Origin of the sequence: Bradyrhizobium sp. SZCCHNR1051, from assembly GCF_032489615.1 — a bacterium.
GTDB lineage: Bacteria > Pseudomonadota > Alphaproteobacteria > Rhizobiales > Xanthobacteraceae > Bradyrhizobium.
In genome coordinates, this window is the sequence record NZ_JAUEYJ010000006.1 from 209,004 (window position 1) to 226,957 (window position 17,954).

The window sequence follows — 17,954 nt, forward strand, 5'->3', positions numbered from 1 at the left end:
AGGCCGGCAACGCTCACGCGCTCAGCCCCCCCGCGAGCGTCGGCACATCCAGCGGCTTGAAGCCGTAGTGCGACAGCCAGCGGACGTCGCCCTCGAACAGCTGGCGCAAATCACTCATGCCGTATTTCAGCATCGCGATGCGGTCGATGCCCATGCCCCAGGCAAAACCCTGGTACTCGTCGGGATCGATGCCGCAGGCGCGCAGCACGTTCGGATGCACCATGCCGCAGCCGAGAATCTCCAGCCAGTCCTCGCCCTCGCCGAAGCGGATCTCGCCCTTGTCGCGGCGGCACTGGATGTCGACCTCGAGCGACGGCTCGGTGAACGGGAAGAACGACGGCCGGAACTTCATGTTGATGTGGTCGACCTCGAAGAACGCCTTGCAGAACTCGTGCAGGATCCATTTGAGGTGGCCGAGATGCGAGCCCTTGTCGATGACGAGGCCCTCGACCTGGTGGAATTGCGGCGTGTGGGTCGCATCCGAATCGATGCGGTAGGTACGGCCCGGGCAGATGACGCGGATCGGCGGCTTCTGGCTCAGCATGGTCCGCACCTGCACCGGCGAGGTGTGGGTCCGCAGCAGCATGCGCGAGCCGTCCGGCTTTGGATTGAAGAAGAACGTGTCGTGCATCTCCCGCGCCGGATGGCCTTCCGGGAAGTTCAGCTTGGTGAAGTTGTAGTCGTCGGTCTCGACGTCGGGGCCCTCGGCGATCGCAAAGCCCATGTCGGCGAAGATCGTGGTGAGCTCGTCCATCACCTGGCTGAGCGGATGGATGCGCCCGGTCTCGACCGGCGCGTCCTGCAGCGGCAGGGTGACGTCGATGGTCTCGGCGGCGAGGCGCGCATCCAGCGCGGCCGATTTCAGCACCTCGCGCCGTGCGGCGAGCGCCTGCGTGACCTTGTCCTTGGCGAGGTTGATTGCCGCGCCTTGAGTCTTGCGCTCGTCCGGCGACATCTTGCCGAGCGTCGCCAGCAGCGCCGAGATCGAGCCCTTCTTGCCGAGGGTGGCGACGCGCACGGCTTCCAGCGCGGCTTCGTCGCCGGCGGTGGCGATCTGGTCGAGGATCGAGGTTTCGAGCGAGGCGAGGTCCGACACGGGCAAATTCTCCGCGGAAAAGGCGGCTGGGTTGTCGCCGCGCGGGCGACACGGGTCAAGTGAAAGCGGGCAAGCAAAGCCGGCGAGCAAAGCCTTGTATTGCGCCGGATAGCAAAAAGCGGCCGAGATCATCGGCCGCTTTTGAAATCCTCGCGATGCGGAGGCGATCAGGCGGCGAGCGCCGCCTTGGCCTTCTCAACGATCGCCTGGAACGCGGCGGGCTCGTTGATCGCGAGATCCGACAGCACCTTGCGGTCGACGGTGATGCCGGACTTGGACAGGCCATCGATAAATCGGCTGTAGGTCAGCTCGAACGGGCGCACCGCGGCGTTCAGGCGCTGGATCCAGAGCGCGCGGAAGGTGCGCTTCTTGCGCTTGCGATCGCGGAACGCATACTGGCCGGCCTTCTCGACGGCCTGCTTGGCGGTGCGGATCGTGTTCTTGCGGCGGCCGTAATAGCCCTTGGCGGCCTTGAAGACTTTCTTGTGCTTGGCGTGGGCGGTCACACCGCGTTTGACGCGAGACATGCCGGGTATCCTTGGATTCAGAGATGACGATCAGCCGCGGCTTGGAGGCGGCCAGGGTTTCGGAAGCGAGAGGCCGGTCAGGCGTTCGGCAAGAAGTACTTCTTGACGTTGTCGCCGTCGGTCTTGAACAGCACGCGGGTGCCGCGCAGCTGCCGGATCTGCTTCTTCGTCCGCTTGATCATGCCGTGGCGCTTGCCGCGCTGGGCGTGCATCACTTTGCCGGTGGCAGTCACCTTGAAGCGCTTTTTGGCGCCGGATTTGGTCTTCAGCTTGGGCATTTGGCTCTCCTTCATGCCAACGGCAAGCCGCCCGCTAAAGCGGCGCCATCAGGCGAAAATGCTCGTTAGAGCGTTGGTTGTGCTCAGGTATTGGGTCCAAACAAGGATCCACCCGCACAGGGACATCGCCACGGCAGCCCTTGATCAGCCGGGCGACGAAGGCCGCGCTTATGCCAGAGACGGTGGCTCTTGGCAACGCTGAACCGCCGAATCGGCTCGTCCGAGCCATGGTCAGCCGACATGGTCAGCCGACATGCGAGCCGCGGGTACAGGTATCCCAGGGCGGCCCTCGGCCACCAGCACCGGCCGGCTCCGTTCGGTGGAGCCGCAAAGGCTCCTCCGGCAGCTGCAGCGGGCGGTGGCAGGTCCTGATCCGCGCCCGCAAAGAGCGGTTCTGACGGGGGCCTCAAGAGAAAAGCCCGCCAGACGTGTGGCGGGCTCGGTTTGGTGCGTCGGTGGCTGGCGACTAGCGCGGGGCCAGAACCATGACCACCTGGCGTCCCTCGAACCGCGCGTCCTGCTCGACCTTGGCGAAAGCCGCGACGTCGGACTTGACCTTGTCGAGCAGCTTGGTGCCGATCTCCTGGTGCGCCATTTCGCGGCCGCGATAGCGCAGTGTGATCTTGACCTTGTCGCCCTCTTCGAAGAAGCGCTGCATCGCCCGCATCTTCACGTCGTAGTCGTGATCATCGATCATCGGGCGGAGCTTGATCTCCTTGATCTCGACGACCTTCTGCTTCTTGCGGGCCTCGGCGGCCTTCTTCTGCGCCGAATACTTGTACTTCCCGTAGTCCATGATCTTACAGACGGGAGGATTGTTGTTCGGCGAAATCTCGACCAGATCCATGCCGGCATCAGCGGCCATCTTGATCGCAACCACGGTCTCGACAGTGCCGCGGTTGGTACCTTCTGAATCGATCAGCTGGATCTGCGCATTGCGAATCTCATCATTTGTGCGCGGCCCGTCTTTGACGGCAGCGGGCGGGGCTCGATTGGGGCGGCGAATGGGTAGTTCTCCAAGGTTGTGGAAGAAGGCGACTATTTTGAAGGAAGATGCCCTCGCGGGCAAGACAGCTGGCGTCCCGTGCGTCGAATTAACATCCGGCCGTCATGGCTCTTGCGTCGCACGCGCAGGACTTCGGCGCGGCCGTGCATTCCCCCAAAGAGACCGCATGGCCAAGAATGGCGATCAAAACCGCACTTTCGAGGCCTCGTGTCTCCGCTGGCGGACATAGAGTGCGCGGGGCCCTTTCGCAAGCGGCAGCGCCCGGTCGAGCGGATTGACGCGACCGGCTGGTTCGCCCACACAGCCCCCGAAATCGAGTAACGATCCATGAACCCTGCTGCAGAAAATGCCGATACGCCCGTCTTCGTCACCGTCGGCGCAGGCGAATCGTCGCGCCGGATCGCGGTGCGGGCGCGGCCAGGCCGCCCGCCCGGGCTGTTCTGGCTCGGTGGCTTCAATTCCGACATGAAAGGCACCAAGGCGCTGGCGCTCGACGCCTGGGCCGCCGAGCGCGGCCGCGCCTGCGTCCGTTTCGACTATTCCGGTCATGGTGAATCCGGCGGCCGCTTCGTCGACGGCACCATCGGCCGCTGGCTCGAGGAGAGCGTCGCGGTGTTCCGGCAAATCTGCCGCGGACCGCAGGTCGTGATCGGTTCCTCGATGGGCGGCTGGATGGCGCTGCTGCTGGCGCGCGAGCTGCTCAAGGACCCGGCGGAGGCGACGCTGGCTGGCCTGGTCCTGATCGCCCCGGCGCCCGATTTCACCGAGGAGCTGATGTGGAAGGGCTTCCCGTCGGCGGTCCGGACCGAGATCGAGACCAAGGGCGTCTGGATGCGTCCGTCGGAGTATGGCGAGCCCTATCCCATCACCAGGGCGCTGATCGAGGACGGGCGCAATCATCTCCTGCTCGGCGGTGCCATCAAGGTCGGCTGCCCGGTGCGCATCCTGCAGGGCGCGCAGGACCCGGACGTCCCCTGGCAGCACGCGTTCGCACTGACCCACCGACTGCCGGCCGAAGACGTGGTGCTGACCATGATCCAGGACGGCGACCACCGGCTGTCGCGTCCGCAGGACATCGCGCGCATGCTGGCCGCCGTCGGCGAGATGGGCTGAGGCGGCCCGCTTCAGCATCGGGCTTGCCATTCCGCGCGGACGCTCTCGTCGGTCTCCGACGTCAGCGCCGCCTCCGCACGCCGCGCGTAAGCAGCCTCGTCGAGCAGCCAAGCGAGCGCCCAGGCGGCGGCACCGCGCACCAGCGGACTCGGATCGGTCGCCAGCCGCTCGGCTGACGGCGTCAGCGCCGCATCGCCGGAGTTGCCGATCGCGATCAGCACGTTGCGCAGGAAGCGGTCGCGGCCGACGCGCTTGATCGGCGATTTCGTGAACAGTGCGCGAAACGCGGCGTCGTCGAGCGCAGCCAGCTCGGCGAGATCGGGGGACCGCAGCGATTCGCGGGCTGCCAGCTTCGCCTCGCGCCCCGCTTGCGCGAACTTGTTCCACGGGCAGGCGGCGAGGCAGTCGTCGCAGCCGTAGATGCGGTTGCCCAGCGCCCTGCGGAACTCGCGCGGGATCGGCCCCTTGTTCTCGATGGTGAGATACGAGATGCAGCGCCGCGCATCGAGACTGTAGGGGGCCGGGAACGCCGCGGTCGGGCAGCTGTCGAGGCAGGCCCGGCACGAGCCGCAATGATCGCGCTCCGGCGCATCGGCGGGCAGGTCCAGCGTGGTGTAGATGGCGCCGAGGAACAGCCAGGAGCCGAAACCGCGCGACACCAGGTTGGTGTGCTTGCCCTGCCAGCCGAGCCCGGCCGCTTCGGCCAGCGGCTTCTCCATGACGGCTGCGGTGTCGACGAACACCTTCACATCACAACCGGCCTGTGCGACCAGCCAGCGGGCGAGCGTCTTGAGGTTCTTCTTGATGACGTCGTGATAGTCGTCGCCGCGGGCATAGACCGAAATCGCAGCGTTGCTGCGCTGGGATAGGACCGCGCGCGGATCCTCGTCGGGGCCGTAATTGACGCCGAGCATGATGATGCTGCGGACCTCGCGCCACAGCGTGGTGGGATCGGTGCGGCGGGACGGCTCGCGCGCCAGCCAGTCCATGTCGCCGTGCTGGCCGGCGGCGAGAAAGCGTTCGAACGCGGCGGCCCGCTCGGCGCTCACGACCGGGGCGGTGATGCCGATGGCATCGAAGCCCAGCCGTTGCGCCTCGACGGTCAGCGCCGCCTTCAACGTCTCCGGCGTGGGCCTATCGGCGCTCAGAAGTCCAGGTCCACATAGGTCCGCGACGCCGGGACGCCCGCCAGCCAGTCGGAGAGCAGCGGCCGGAACGACGGCCGCGACTTCACCCGCGCGTACCACGCCTTCGCTGCGTCGTCCTCGATCCATGGCACGTCGCCCAGATAGTCGATCGCCGACAGATGCGCGGCGGCGGCCAGGTCGGCATAGGTCAGCCGGTCGCCGGCCAGGAAATTGCGCCGCTGCGCCAGCCAGCCGATATAGGCGAGATGATAGCGCACATTGGTCTTGGCGGCGCGAATCACGTCGGTCGACGGCGGCCCGCCGCCATCCTCCTCGCTCATGAAGCGCTTGTAGATGCGCTCGGTGACCAGCAGGTTCGAGGCCTCCTCGAAGAACTTGGTGTTGAACCAGTCCATCAGCCGGCGCACCTCGACGCGCTCGGCCGCCGACGCCGGCATCAGCCGGCGATCGCCCATCTCGGGCCCGCAGGTCTCGTCGATGAACTCGGCGATCACGCCGACACCGGGCACCGGCGGCAGGCCTTCGACCGACAGCACCGGCGTGGTGGCCGCGGGATTGAGCACGAGGAACGCCTCGCGGCGCTCCCAGGCGCGTTCCTCCACCAGGCGCAGATCGAGCCCGTATTCGCCGAGCACCAGCCGGACGAAGCGTGAATGCGGGCAGAAGGGATGGTGGTAGAGCGTGTACATGGAGCCTTTCGACGATTCCGCGGCTACGGCGCTTAACGAACAATCAACCATCGGTTCGCACCGACGCCTCGTCCCGATACCGGCGCGCGGGTGCGCTCGCGAATCGGACCATTAGCGCATGGTCGGCGAAAGTGTAAGCAGTAGGGCGACGGGCGGTCATGCGGGAAACGGCGCTTTCGGGAACAGCGATCAGCGCGCCCGATCCGCTGTCCGGCATTGCCTCGTTCTGATTCGCATGGCCGATCACACGCCGGTTCATTCATCGGATGTGGCCGGTTCGAGCGCTTTTTGCAATTGCGGGCGGGAGCCGAATAGGCGAGAAGGGCCGCGTTTTGCCGGCAATCCAGGATCCGATCAATGATGTCAGATACGCTGCGGGCGGTGCTTCTCGGCATAATCGAGGGCGTCACCGAGTTTCTTCCCGTATCCTCGACCGGCCATCTGTTGCTGGCGGAGCGCTTCTTCGGGCTCGGCGACGAGGGGTTCTGGAAGAGTTTTGCGATCCTGATCCAGCTTGGCGCCATCCTCGCCATCGTCGCGCTATACTTCTTCAAGCTGTCGCGCGTCGCCATCGGCGCGATGTCGAACGCTGACGACCGCCGCTTCATCATCGGCGTGCTGATCGCGTTCCTGCCCGCCGTCATCATCGGCCTCATCGCCGGCAAGTACATCAAGGCGCTCCTGTTCGATCCCTGGGTCGTGTGCTTCTCGCTGATCGTCGGCGGCGCCATCCTGCTGTGGGTCGATCAGATCGATCTCAAGCCGCGGGAGCACGACGCCACGCGCTATCCGCTCATGATGTATCTGTGGATCGGCGTCGCGCAGTGCTTGGCCATGATCCCCGGCGTGTCGCGCTCCGGCGCCACCATCGTGGCGGCGATGCTGCTCGGCGGCGACAAGCGCTCGGCCGCGGAGTTCTCCTTCTTCCTGGCGATCCCGACCATGGTCGGCGCCTTCGTCTACGACTTCTACAAGAGCCGCGCCGAGATGACGTCCGATCACCTCGGCCTCATCGCGATCGGCTTCGTCGTCTCCTTCATCACCGCCATGATCGTGGTGAAGGCCTTCCTCGGTTACGTCACCCGCCACGGCTTCGTGCTGTTCGCCTGGTGGCGCGTCATCGTCGGCACCCTCGGCCTGATCGCGCTGGCGCTGGGGAAGTGAGCTGAGCCCCAGCTCCATCCACCGTCATTGCGAGCGTAAGCGAAGCAATCCAGTTTGGTGGGCGAGACTCTGGATTGCTTCGTCGCTTCGCTCCTCGCAATGACGTGGAGAGGCCGGTGGCCCCTCACGCGTTCTTGCGCTGGAACTGCCCGGACGGACGGAAGCGCCAGAGATATTGCGGGGCGACCGCCTCGAGCGAGTCAGGCGTGATGCCGAGGCCCTGCAAGGTCAGCCCGGCCGCCTTTGCCGCCTCCGACACCACGTTGTCGTGGCGCAAGAGCTCGACCTGGTCCGGCGTCAGCTTCAGCGGCCCCGGCGCGAACTGCAGGATTGCGGCCTGCAGTTTGGCGAGCCCGAACGGCAGCGGCAGCAGCGCGCGGTCGCGATCGGTGATGTCGAGGATGATTTTCAGGATTTCCCGGAAGCTCAGCACCTCGGGCCCGCCGAGCTCGTAGGTCGCGCCCGGCTGCGCCTTGCCGTCGACCGCATCGGCCACCGCGGTGGCGACGTCGCCGACATAGACCGGCTGCATCTTCGTCTCGCCGCCGCCGATCAGCGGCAGGAACGGCGAGACCCGCGCGAGCGCCGCAAAGCGGTTGGTGAACTGGTCCTCGGGGCCGAACACGACCGAGGGGCGCATGATCACGGCCTCGGGCACCGCGGCCAGCACGGCGGTCTCGCCGGCCGCCTTGGCGCGGGCATAGCTCGAGGTCGACTCTGCGTCGGCGCCGATCGCTGAGACGTGCACCATGCGGGCGCCAGCGGCGGCCGCCGCCTTGGCGACGGTGGCGGCACCCTCGGCCTGCACGGCCTCGAAGGTCTGCGCGCCGCTCTCGGTCAGGACGCCGACGAGGTTGATCGCGACATGGCTGTCACGCAGCGCTGCCGCGACCGAGTCGGGATAGCGCAGATTGGCCTGTACGGCGTGGATCTGGCCGACCCGGCCAAGCGGCTGCAGGTGGCCGGCGAGCTCCGGCCGGCGCACCGCGACACGGATGCGGTAGTCGCGTTTGGCCAGCGCCCGGACCACGTTGCGCCCGACGAAGCCGGAGCCGCCGAAGACGGTAACCAATGTGTCCAGATTCGATGCCATGGAATGAGTCCTGGGATTGCCGGGCGGTCGGTCCGCCCCGGACGAGATAGCTGTCAGCGGCGATTCGCACCCCGCGGCCCGCCATCCTGGGCCGCTGTATAGCCCATCGTCCGCACCGCGGAAAAGGGAGCCGTGTTTTTGCGCATGGCTTCAGAAAAATTGTCATCTTGGGCGTTCAGCGGTTTGACAAGCGCCCGTTCGATCCGTACACAGCGCCCCCATGCCCAGGTGGCGGAATTGGTAGACGCGCTGGCTTCAGGTGCCAGTGGCTTAACGGCCGTGAAGGTTCGAGTCCTTTCCTGGGCACCATTTTGGTGGTGACCTCCCCCGCACAGAACTCTGTGACAGACGACGGCGCTGATGCGCCTCCGGATCTGATTGGGTGGCATCGATTTAGCTGATGTCTTCGGGACATCAGCGACACGCTCGTCCCCGAGCCAGCCGATAATCCTCCTTTCAACGCCCGCGATGTAGCCGCTGCTGCCGGCTGCGAGTCTCCACCCTCCCCTGGAGGGGGAGGGTCGATCGCACGCGAAGCGGGCGAGCGGGGTGGGGTGATCTCTCCACGCACGCCAGCGCCAGAGGAGAGATCACCCCACCCCGCCTCACGTTTCGCTTCGCTCTCCGTGAGGCGACCCTCCCCCTCCAGGGGAGGGTGGGCACCGCCTTCGTGTTGAGTGATCACCATGACCGCCGTGGTCCTTCTCGTTTAGGGCAAGACCTATCAGCCTCGCGGCGCGCTTTGCGCCCGAGCCATGCCGATCGTCTCGCCCTCGATATCATGAGGGCGCAGGGAGAGCCGGGTGCCGACCGCACCCATGGCCCGCCAGCGAAGGAAAATGCTGGCGGCAGGAACCACAGGTACGCGCCGGATCATCCGGCCCTCCCTGCGCGATTGGTTTTAACGGCTGCTTCGCGTTCTCCCTGGTGCGCCGGGCTTGTTGGCCACCATCCTCAACCCGAAGCGAAAGCTTCGTCATGAGTTGATATCAGCGTCGGGATATCAGGACCGCGCGACTTGACCGTGCGTGCATCGCCGTTCGTCCGCGCGAACTAATTCACGCTGCGTCGACACACGCCCATCGCATCCCACTGCCAACGATCCGTGACGGTCGCGAAACGCCCCTCATGCGGCAGCAGGGACGCGCGGAAATGTGCAGGTGATTTGCCCGACGGCGCAACGTTTCAGCATGCGACATAATAACTCGACGGGCTGCCTCAAACAGGTAGTCCTCGAAACCATTATCGCAGCCGTCAAACGTCGGTCCCTCGGGGGGGCTGCCGTGACAGAAATCTGGGTTGATTGCACAACAATCCTGGCGGGATGAAGCCGTAGCCGAAGTGTTTATCAATCGCCGCACCTGGCGGGGATCATGCTGCGCAGATATCATTGAAATGTTGTTGGAGTTCTGAAGTAGATCACATCTGGTGCAGGTGACGGTCCAGGCTTTGCTGCCGCACAGGGAGCGATAACAATGGCATCAGCGTACGGATACGGCAATCTAAAGAGATTCAGCGACGAGTGGGACGAATTACATAAGAATCCAAAGAGCGATGAAATTGAATGGATCAGCGCAAGTCGCGCCTTGCAGATGTTAAAGAGCCTCCAACTTTCGATCGCAACGCGGCGGATCTGTGAGCGAGCTAACCATGGACTTATCCGTGCTCGTGCTGAACGCCTTCAAATAAATGAGAAGCAGTTCGAGGATAGGGACATTCCCCGTGCGTTTTGGTGGGCTCACGGAGAGATCGCGCTAAAACAACAATGGGATTCCGGCGACTTTTCCACTTGGCTGGATAGCAAGATTCAGATCTTTGCGTACGGCGTGAAGTTTGATCGTGCCGCGATCGAGAAGATTTTGCCGGTGGAAGCCGTGAAGCCTGAAGTTGTTCCGCTCGTAGCTGGCGGTCGTCCACCGGCTGAGTGGTGGGATGACCTATGGGTCGAGATATGCCGACAGCTATACGAGGGCGACCTGAAACCAGAGAAGCAAGCTGACATCGAACAGGCCATGCTTACGTGGCTCACGGCCAAGGGCCACAATGCCAATGAAAGTACCGTGCGGCCGCGTGCCCGCAAGTTGTGGGCAGCCATAAAAGGCAAAAACTAGGTTTCTGGCCCTTTCTACTCTTACCTGCCCGACGTTAGGCCCGAACTTCCGCATGATGATCAGCACATTACTGGTGCGTTGCAGCGCCGACCGTAGCGGTTGACGCTCGCCTGCATCGGTTAGCGCTACTGGCCCCAATACGGGAGAGATCGGAAATGAGCTCGCGCGACAGGTTCGACAGCTTCAATAAGGTTGTTGTGGCCGTTGCCACCCTGATCACTGCTATCACTGGCGCCGCCAGCGTCGGCCACACCATAGGCTGGTGGTGATGCTCTAGATATCGCGAATTTGATCCAGCAAAGGCACGAATATCTATGATGATGAGTCGGTGTTTGCCGGGTCGACCTTCCAGAGCAGCCATAGGCTAAAGGTGACGAAATGTCTGGAGCAAGAAGCCGGCGCCCTTGATCGACTTAATCCCGTAGTGAATTTCTTACGCGACCCTTCCACTCATAACCGGTGTCGTCCCCGCGAACGCGGGGACCCATACCGCGTGATGTCTGAAATGGGCAGTCGGCACGTTCCGCGTACCCCACTCCGTTCGGTGGTTATGGGTCCCGGATCTGCGCCCGCCGACGCGTTGCGTCGGCAGGCTTGTCCGGGACGACAGCGGAGCATGTGGCTGTCACGCCAACGATCGCAGGCGGCGGTTCGCCGGCCGAGGCTCGCGGCCGAGGCCGGCGACCGCCCAGTCCAGCTATCCCTTGTACCCCATCAACAACCGCGGCAGCCACAGCGAGAAGGCGGGGACGTAGGTCACGAACATCAGGGCGGCGATCAGGGCGGCGTAGAACGGCAGGATGGTGCGCATGACGGCGCCGACCGAGATGCCACCGATGGCGCAGCCGACGAACTGCGTGGTGCCGACCGGCGGGGTGTTGAGGCCCAGCGCGCAGTTGATCAGCATCAACATGCCGAACTGCACCGGATCCATGCCCGCCTTCATCGCGATCGGCAGGAAGATCGGGGTGCAGATCAGGATGGTGGCCGCCATGTCCATGAACGTGCCGAGCAGGAACAGGATGACGTTGATGAGCAGGAAGATCATCCAGGGCTGCGTCGACACCTTGCTCATCAGATCGCCGGCGAAATCGGCGACTTCGTACAGTCCCATCAGATACTGGAACATGGTGGAGACGCCGATCAGGAGCAGCACCACGCCGGTCGTCTTGACCGCCTTGGCGGCGGCCCGCAGGAAGTTCTGCAGGGTCATGGTGCGGTAGATGAAGAACGTCAGCAGGATCGTGTAGGTGACGGCGACGGCCGCGGACTCGGTGGCGGTGAAGACGCCGGACAGGATGCCCGCTAGGATGATGCCGACGATCAAGAGGCCGGGCAGCGCCGCCGCGAACGAGCGGAACACTTCGGACCAGCCGGGAAACTTGCCGGCGGGATAGCCGCGCTTCACGGCGACCGCGTAGGCCGCGACCAGCATGCAGACCATCAGCACGAGCGCCGGAAGAAGACCGGCGGCGATCAGCGCGCCGATCGACACCTTGCCGCCGGCGGCGAGCGCATAGATGATCATGTTGTGACTGGTCGGCATCAAGGCGCCGACCAGTGAGGCGTGGGTGGTGACGTTGACGGCGTAGTCGGTGTCGAACCCTTCCTTCTTCATCATCGGGATCATCACCGCGCCCATCGCCGACACGTCGGCCACGGGCGAGCCGGAGACGCCGCCGAACAGCGTGCAGGCGACGACGTTCGACATGCCTAGCCCGCCGCGGATGTGACCGACGAGATTCTTGGCGAGCTGCACGATCTTATCGGCGACGCCGCCATGCAGCATCAGCTCGCCGCTGAAGACGAAGAACGGGATGGCGAGGAACGAGAAGATGTTCATCCCCGACATCATCTGCTGGAAGATGACGGCGACCGGCAGGCCTTCATAGAGTATGGTGCAGATCGCCGAGAGGCCGATCGCAAACGCAACGGGAACGCCGAGGACCAGGAAGCCGAAGAAGGTGACGCCGAGAATGATCAGTTCCATGACGGGACGACCTCTTCGCCGCGCAACAGAGCCATGATGTGCTCGATGGAAAACATGACGATCAGGATTCCCGAAGCGATCAGCGGCACGTAGCGGACGACTTCGGGCAGGCCGAGATTGGCGATCTTCACGGTGCCCACGGAGGCGCCGAGGATCCAGCCGTTGTAGGCCATCGCGACGCCGAACATCGCGACCAGCACGTGGATGACGAGCTCGATCTTTTCCCGCATATGATCCGGCAGCATCACGAGGAGGCTGTCCATGCCGATATGGCCGGCGTCGCGAACGCCGACGGCGGCGCCGATCAGCGTGACATAGAGGATCAGGACCAGCGCCAGATTCTCGGTCCAGGTCGGGCTGGAGTTGAGAACGTAGCGTCCGAACACCTGGTAGAACACGATGGTGACGATGACGAGCAGGCCGGCGACGGACAGATACATGCCGACGCGCGCGATGACGGCGTTGATCCGCGAGAGCAGGCCGGTCGACGGACGTCCCTCCTGCTGCTCGTGGTCTCCAACATGAGGATCTGTCATTCCCGGCCCTCCGTGGCCTGAGTCCGGTGCCGCCGCACGGCGACGCCGGACCCGGTCCCTATTTTTATGTGGTTCTTACTTGGTGTCCTGGATGCGCTTGACGAGGCTCGAGAGCTTCTCGTCGCCGGCGAACTTCTGGTACACCGGCTTCATCGCGTCGACGAATTCCTGCTTGTTGGCGATTGTCACGACCTGGACGCCAGCGGCCTCGACGGCCTTGCGGGAGGTCTGCTCGCGCTCGTCCCAGAGCTTGCGCATGACCGGCACGGAGTCCTTGGCCGCCTTGCGGATCATCGCCTGATCCTCCTTGCTCAGCGTGTCCCAGACCTTCTTGGACATCACGAGGACTTCGGGCGCCAGCGAGTGCTCGGTGACGTTGTAGAACTTGGCGGCCTCGAAGTGACGCGAGGACTCGTAGGACGGCCAGTTGTTCTCGGCAGCGTCGACGAGGCCGGTCTTGAGCGCGGTGTAGACCTCGCCATAGGGCATCGGGGTCGGGTTGGCGCCGAGGCTCTGGATCATGCCGACCCAGAGGTCGGACTGCTGGACGCGAATCTTCAGGCCCTTGAGATCGGCGAGCGACTTCACCGGCGCCTTGACCGTGTAGATCGAGCGCGCGCCGCTGTCGTAATAGGCCAGGCCGACCAGGCCGGCGGGCTCCATGGCGGCCAGGATCTCATCGCCGATCGGCCCGTCCAGGACGTTGCGCATGTGCTGCGTGTCGCGGAACACGAAGGGCAGGCAGAGCGCGACGGTCTCCGGCACGAAATTGTTGAGCGGCGAGGAGTTGATCCGCATCATGTCGAGCGCGCCGATCTTGAGCTGCTCGATCGTGTCCTTCTCGGAGCCGAGGGCGCCGTTCGGAAACACCTTCACGCCAAGCTTGCCGCCGCTCGCGGCTGCGAGCTGCTTGCCCATGAACTTGACGGCTTCGACGGTCGGATAATCGGCGGGGTGCACGTCGGCGGAGCGGAAATCGCGCGCGGTCGCCAAAGGCGACGAGACCGCCAGCACAGCGGCCGCAATGATACCTGTAAGTGCCTTCATCTTGGCTTCCTCCTCAATTGATTATGTCGTTGTTGTTGGGCAGATGCTGCAGGCCGCCTTGGGTCGCTGCACTCCAGATGCGAAGTCATGCGACAATATCACGCGTACGGCCAGTGGCATTTTCTGTCCAAGCCAAAGGCGGCATCGATCAATGCAAGAGTTGCATCGATCGATTGGGTGCGATCTGGCGCGATGCAACCAGCGGGTCGACCGCCTCAATGACGAAGGCGCCGCCTCGAACGGCCGCGGAGACATTGCCGGCGCCACCTCAGATGCGATCACCTGGCCCTGTCCGGCCCTTGCGCCCGGGCGGCGGGGCTGGCATTCCCACGGCTGATCTCCGGACCGGCCCGGCGGGTTTGCCGGTTGGTTACCAGCGCCGGGCTACAGCCGGTTCCCGAGCGCTTCCCGCGGCGTTGCTCCGGCCCGTCGCGTCCGATTTCGATTCGACGAGGTTTTGAGAGCCATGACCGTACGCCTGCACCGCGGCGACCTGCCCGATCTTTCCCGCTATACCACCTCGGTGGCGATCGACACCGAGACCATGGGGCTCAATCCGCACCGCGACCGGCTGTGCGTGGTGCAGCTGTCGCCCGGCGACGGCTCGGCCGACGTGGTGCAGATTCCCAAGGGGCACACCGATGCGCCGAACCTGAAGGCGCTGCTCGGCAACCCGGACATCACCAAAATCTTCCACTTCGCGCGCTTCGACGTCGCGGCGCTGTTTCACGCGTTCGGGGTGATGCCGCAGCCGGTCTATTGCACCAAGATCGCCTCGCGGCTGGCGCGCACCTATACCGACCGCCATGGTCTCAAGGACCTCGTGCGCGAGCTGCTCAACGTCGATCTCTCCAAGCAGCAGCAGTCGAGCGACTGGGGCGCCGAGCAGCTCAGCGAGCCGCAGCTCGCGTACGCTGCCTCCGACGTGCTGCATCTGCATGCGCTGCGCGAAAAGCTCGACGGGATGCTGGCGCGCGAAGGGCGGCTGGCGTTGGCGCAGGCCTGCTTCGCGTTCCTGCCGCACCGGGCGACGCTCGATCTGGGCGGATTCGAGGCTGAGGACATCTTCGCGCATTCCTGAGGGGGGCGAATCGCAGCCGCGTTCACGATCATTAATGTCTCGTAATGATCGCGAGGCCCCTGGGTCGCGATTTAGCGCCAGTTCCAGGCTGCAATGGTGGGGCCCCCCATGGTAGGATGGGCGCTGTTTCGCGCGCATCCCGTGTCCGTCGGAGCCCTGGTGAACTCGGTCCACAACCCCGCCTATGATCCCACCCTGCAGGCGCGCTTTGCGGTCGCGGCGCGCCACAGCCGCTTCGTGCGCGTGCTGCGGGTCGCGGTGCCGGCGGCGGTGGGACTGGCGATGGCGGTCGTGATCGGCATCGCGCTGTTCAATCCGTTCCACATGGAGATCAACACCCCGAATCTCACCGGCAACCTCGTCATCTCCGGCCGCAAGATCACGATGGAGACGCCGCATCTCACCGGCTTCACGCCGGACCAGCGGCCGTATGATCTCGTCGCCCGGAGCGCGGTGCAGGACCTCACCGATCCGGATCACGTCGAGCTCAATATTCTCCGTGCCAAGGTGCTGATGGAGGATCAGTCGACGGTGACGTTGAGGGCGAATACCGGCGTGTTCGACACCAAGCAGCAGCAGCTCGAGCTGACGAAGGACATCCTGCTGACGACGTCGACCGGCTACGAGGCGCGGCTGAGCCGGGCCTCGGTCGACATGGCCAAGGGCACCGTGAGCTCGGACGAGCGCGTCGACGTCAAGCTTACCAACGGTACGCTCTCCGCCGACCGCCTGCGCATCACCGACAATGGCGAGGTCATCCGCTTCGAGGGCAATGTGATGATGAACCTCGACAATATGAATGCCGCTCCGGCCACGACGGCGAGCGCCGATCCCGGCCGTCCGGCCCGCAACGTGAAGTGAGCTCATGACCACGTGCCGTTTCATTCCCGTAGCGATTCGCGGCGCCGGCTTCGGCGCGCTGGCGTTGCTCGCGCTTGCCGACTCATCGCAGGCGCAGAGCGCGACCACCGGTGTTCCGAACGCGCTGCAGGGATTTTCCCAGAACCGCGACCAGCCGATCCAGATCGAGGCCGCTGCGCTCGAGATGCGCGACAAGAAGAAGGAGGCGACCTTCACCGGCAACGTCAAGGTCGTGCAGGGCGATACCACCATGACCTCGAAGTCGCTGGTGGTGTTCTACGACGGCGGCGCCCAGCAGGGCGGCGCCAAGGCGACCAAGGCGACGCCGGCTGCGACGCCCGGGCCGGACGGCAGCTCGGCGATTCGCCGTCTCGAGGCGCGCGGCGACGTCAAGGTGACGCAGAAGGACCAGGTCGTGACCGGCGAGACCGCGGTCTACGACACCAAGACCAACATGATCTCGATGCAGGGCGGCGTGGTGCTGACCCAGTGCAAGAACGTGATGCGCGGCGACCGGCTGACGGTCGACATGACGACCGGCGTGTCGCGCGTCGAATCCGACAGCGGGCGCGGCGTCCAGGTGCTGCTGCCGCAGGCGGGCGCGGGCGCGGGCGGCGGCTGCGGTCCGTCGACGGCCTCGGCTCCGGGCGGCGCCGGGCCGCTGCAGCTCGGTCCAGGCAAATCGAAGTGACTTCAATTATTTAGCAAAACGCCGGCGGCCCAGTTGAACCGCGCCGCTGCTGCCTCTATCTAGCGAGCGGGCGGTTCTGTCGCAGGACCATGCAACGGGAGGCCGTGGAACCCGTTGCGTGGCTGCGAAAGAGTGATGCCGGACACGATTGCGATCTTGCGATCGGTCGCCTGCGTGGCGACCGCGACTTCGCCGTCAGACGACGAACTCCGGAGCGCGGCCTCCCGCGCTTTGGCCGGCCTCGCGCTCCCTGTGATCCGCGAGAGGTGAGATGCGTTCGCTCGCGGTGGGCGGGCGAGCCAGCGCTGCGGTCGATGACGGGCAGCCTCGAAGGGCGTAAGCGAAGCGGGGATGGTGGATCTACTCGGCATGTTTCGTGGGCGTCCCGCCAAGCGCGGCCAGCGAGGCTCCTCGCGCCGGCGCGACGACATCACGGCCATGGACGATCCGTTCGGCAGTTCCTACAGCGATGATCCGCTCGCCGCGCTCGCCGACTCCGTGCGCGACGAGGCGGTGCCGCGCATCAATCCGCGCTCGCCGCAGAACACCGAGCAGATCCAGCGCAAGCGGCCGGCCTCGCAGCCGATGCCAGCCAAGCCGCGCAACAATGGCGTGGGGGGCGGCCCGCAGCTGCTGCGCCGGCCGGGCTTCCTCGCCGTGCATTCGATCGAGAAGAGCTTTGGCAGCCGCCAGGTCGTGCGGGGAGTGTCGATCTATGTCCGCCGCGGCGAGGCCGTCGGCCTGCTCGGGCCGAACGGCGCCGGCAAGACCACCGTGTTCTACATGATCACCGGCCTGATCAAGGCCGATCGCGGCGCCATCGAGCTCGATGGCCATGACGTCACGCGGCTGCCGATGTATCAGCGCGCGCGGCTCGGCATCGGCTACCTGCCGCAGGAGGCCTCGATCTTCCGCGGCCTCACCGTCGAGCAGAACATCCGCGCCGTGCTCGAAGTGGTCGAGCCCTCGCGCAAGAAGCGCGAGCGCGAGCTCGACGCGCTGCTGGAAGAATTCACCATCACGCGGCTGCGCAAGTCGCCGTCGATCGCACTGTCCGGCGGCGAGCGTCGCCGCGTCGAGATCGCGCGCGCGCTGGCGACGCGCCCGAACTACATGCTGCTCGACGAGCCGTTCGCCGGCATCGATCCGATCGCGGTCGGCGACATCCAGCAGCTGGTGCGCCATCTCACCAACCGCGGCATCGGCGTTCTGATCACCGACCACAACGTCCGCGAGACGCTCGGCCTCACCGACCGCGCCTACATCGTCTATGCCGGGCAGATTCTTACCGAAGGCAGCCCGGAGGAGATCGTCGCCGATCCCGACGTGCGCCGGCTGTATCTCGGTGAGGAATTCCGGCTGTAGGATTACGGACGCGGTGTTTGTCGGCTTTTGTCGTCTGCGCGACATCAGGCGGAAACGCTACGATCAACGCTGTTTCCAGCAGGTTCGCGAGGACCGGTAACCTCGTCTTCTCCGCGCGCCATACTCCGTTTTTCTTATTCGTCAAGCCGTGTACATCG

17 protein-coding genes and 1 tRNA gene are annotated in these 17,954 nt (G+C 65.0%); 8 read left to right on the plus strand and 10 right to left on the minus strand.

Going from position 1 to position 17,954, the window contains the following annotated elements; genetic code table 11:
• Positions 1-13: 13 nt before the first annotated feature.
• From pheS to infC, 4 genes are all read right to left on the minus strand, one after another.
• Positions 14-1,096, minus strand: coding sequence for a phenylalanine--tRNA ligase subunit alpha (gene pheS, locus QW868_RS09445; RefSeq protein WP_315798606.1), 1,083 nt, complete (start codon positions 1,094-1,096; stop codon positions 14-16).
• 167 nt (positions 1,097-1,263) lie between these two features.
• Positions 1,264-1,623, minus strand: a complete 360-nt coding sequence (gene rplT / locus QW868_RS09450; protein ID WP_012040570.1) for a 50S ribosomal protein L20 — start codon at positions 1,621-1,623, stop codon at positions 1,264-1,266.
• 77 nt (positions 1,624-1,700) lie between these two features.
• A complete protein-coding gene (gene rpmI, locus QW868_RS09455; RefSeq protein ID WP_008539890.1) occupies positions 1,701-1,901 on the minus strand; it encodes a 50S ribosomal protein L35 in 201 nt (66 codons plus the stop codon).
• A 466-nt stretch (positions 1,902-2,367) separates the two neighbouring features.
• A complete protein-coding gene (gene infC, locus QW868_RS09460) occupies positions 2,368-2,907 on the minus strand; it encodes a translation initiation factor IF-3 (protein ID WP_315740503.1) in 540 nt (179 codons plus the stop codon).
• A gap of 327 nt (positions 2,908-3,234) precedes the next feature.
• Here infC and QW868_RS09465 point away from each other — a divergent pair, with 327 nt between their 5' ends.
• Complete coding sequence (locus QW868_RS09465; RefSeq protein WP_315798607.1) at positions 3,235-4,020, plus strand: alpha/beta hydrolase; 786 nt, start codon at positions 3,235-3,237, stop codon at positions 4,018-4,020.
• Between the two features lie 11 nt (positions 4,021-4,031).
• Here QW868_RS09465 and queG read toward each other — a convergent pair whose 3' ends face one another.
• A complete protein-coding gene (queG, locus tag QW868_RS09470) occupies positions 4,032-5,216 on the minus strand; it encodes a tRNA epoxyqueuosine(34) reductase QueG (protein WP_316230449.1) in 1,185 nt (394 codons plus the stop codon).
• Entirely contained in the window at positions 5,165-5,857 is a 693-nt protein-coding gene (locus QW868_RS09475; protein WP_315758183.1) for a glutathione S-transferase family protein, read from the minus strand. The genes queG and QW868_RS09475 overlap by 52 nt, the downstream gene beginning before the upstream one ends.
• A 357-nt stretch (positions 5,858-6,214) precedes the next feature.
• Here QW868_RS09475 and QW868_RS09480 point away from each other — a divergent pair, with 357 nt between their 5' ends.
• Entirely contained in the window at positions 6,215-7,021 is an 807-nt protein-coding gene (locus QW868_RS09480; RefSeq protein WP_315740364.1) for an undecaprenyl-diphosphate phosphatase, read from the plus strand.
• A gap of 124 nt (positions 7,022-7,145) precedes the next feature.
• On the opposite strand, the gene QW868_RS09485 is transcribed toward QW868_RS09480, so the two are convergent.
• Positions 7,146-8,114 (minus strand): complex I NDUFA9 subunit family protein, encoded by a 969-nt coding sequence (locus tag QW868_RS09485; RefSeq protein WP_316163672.1) that lies wholly within the window; start codon positions 8,112-8,114, stop codon positions 7,146-7,148.
• Positions 8,115-8,336: 222 nt separating this feature from the next.
• Between QW868_RS09485 and QW868_RS09490 the strand changes: the two genes are divergently transcribed.
• Positions 8,337-8,423 (plus strand) — tRNA-Leu (locus QW868_RS09490).
• A 1,166-nt stretch (positions 8,424-9,589) separates the two neighbouring features.
• Complete coding sequence (locus QW868_RS09495; RefSeq protein WP_316161350.1) at positions 9,590-10,225, plus strand: hypothetical protein; 636 nt, start codon at positions 9,590-9,592, stop codon at positions 10,223-10,225.
• Between the two features lie 697 nt (positions 10,226-10,922).
• Here QW868_RS09495 and QW868_RS09500 read toward each other — a convergent pair.
• The 3 genes from QW868_RS09500 to QW868_RS09510 form a co-directional block, all read right to left on the minus strand.
• Positions 10,923-12,215 (minus strand): TRAP transporter large permease, encoded by a 1,293-nt coding sequence (locus QW868_RS09500; RefSeq protein ID WP_316230410.1) that lies wholly within the window; start codon positions 12,213-12,215, stop codon positions 10,923-10,925.
• Positions 12,206-12,751 (minus strand): TRAP transporter small permease, encoded by a 546-nt coding sequence (locus QW868_RS09505; protein WP_315741255.1) that lies wholly within the window; start codon positions 12,749-12,751, stop codon positions 12,206-12,208. The genes QW868_RS09500 and QW868_RS09505 overlap by 10 nt, the downstream gene beginning before the upstream one ends.
• Positions 12,752-12,826: 75 nt before the next feature.
• Positions 12,827-13,798: a TRAP transporter substrate-binding protein gene (locus QW868_RS09510; protein ID WP_316161346.1), complete on the minus strand. Its 972-nt coding sequence runs from the start codon at positions 13,796-13,798 to the stop codon at positions 12,827-12,829.
• A 466-nt stretch (positions 13,799-14,264) separates the two neighbouring features.
• On the opposite strand from QW868_RS09510, the gene QW868_RS09515 reads away from it, so the two are divergent.
• The 4 genes from QW868_RS09515 to lptB all read left to right on the plus strand — a co-directional run bounded on the left by QW868_RS09515 (position 14,265) and on the right by lptB (position 17,796).
• Complete coding sequence (locus tag QW868_RS09515) at positions 14,265-14,879, plus strand: ribonuclease D (RefSeq protein ID WP_315741253.1); 615 nt, start codon at positions 14,265-14,267, stop codon at positions 14,877-14,879.
• 159 nt (positions 14,880-15,038) lie between these two features.
• Positions 15,039-15,740, plus strand: coding sequence for an LPS export ABC transporter periplasmic protein LptC (lptC, locus tag QW868_RS09520; protein ID WP_315813589.1), 702 nt, complete (start codon positions 15,039-15,041; stop codon positions 15,738-15,740).
• 4 nt (positions 15,741-15,744) lie between these two features.
• Complete coding sequence (locus tag QW868_RS09525) at positions 15,745-16,431, plus strand: LptA/OstA family protein (RefSeq protein ID WP_316230411.1); 687 nt, start codon at positions 15,745-15,747, stop codon at positions 16,429-16,431.
• A 351-nt stretch (positions 16,432-16,782) separates the two neighbouring features.
• On the plus strand, positions 16,783-17,796 hold the full coding sequence (gene lptB, locus QW868_RS09530; RefSeq protein WP_316230412.1) for an LPS export ABC transporter ATP-binding protein: 1,014 nt from the start codon (positions 16,783-16,785) through the stop codon (positions 17,794-17,796).
• The last annotated feature ends 158 nt before the right edge of the window (positions 17,797-17,954 follow it).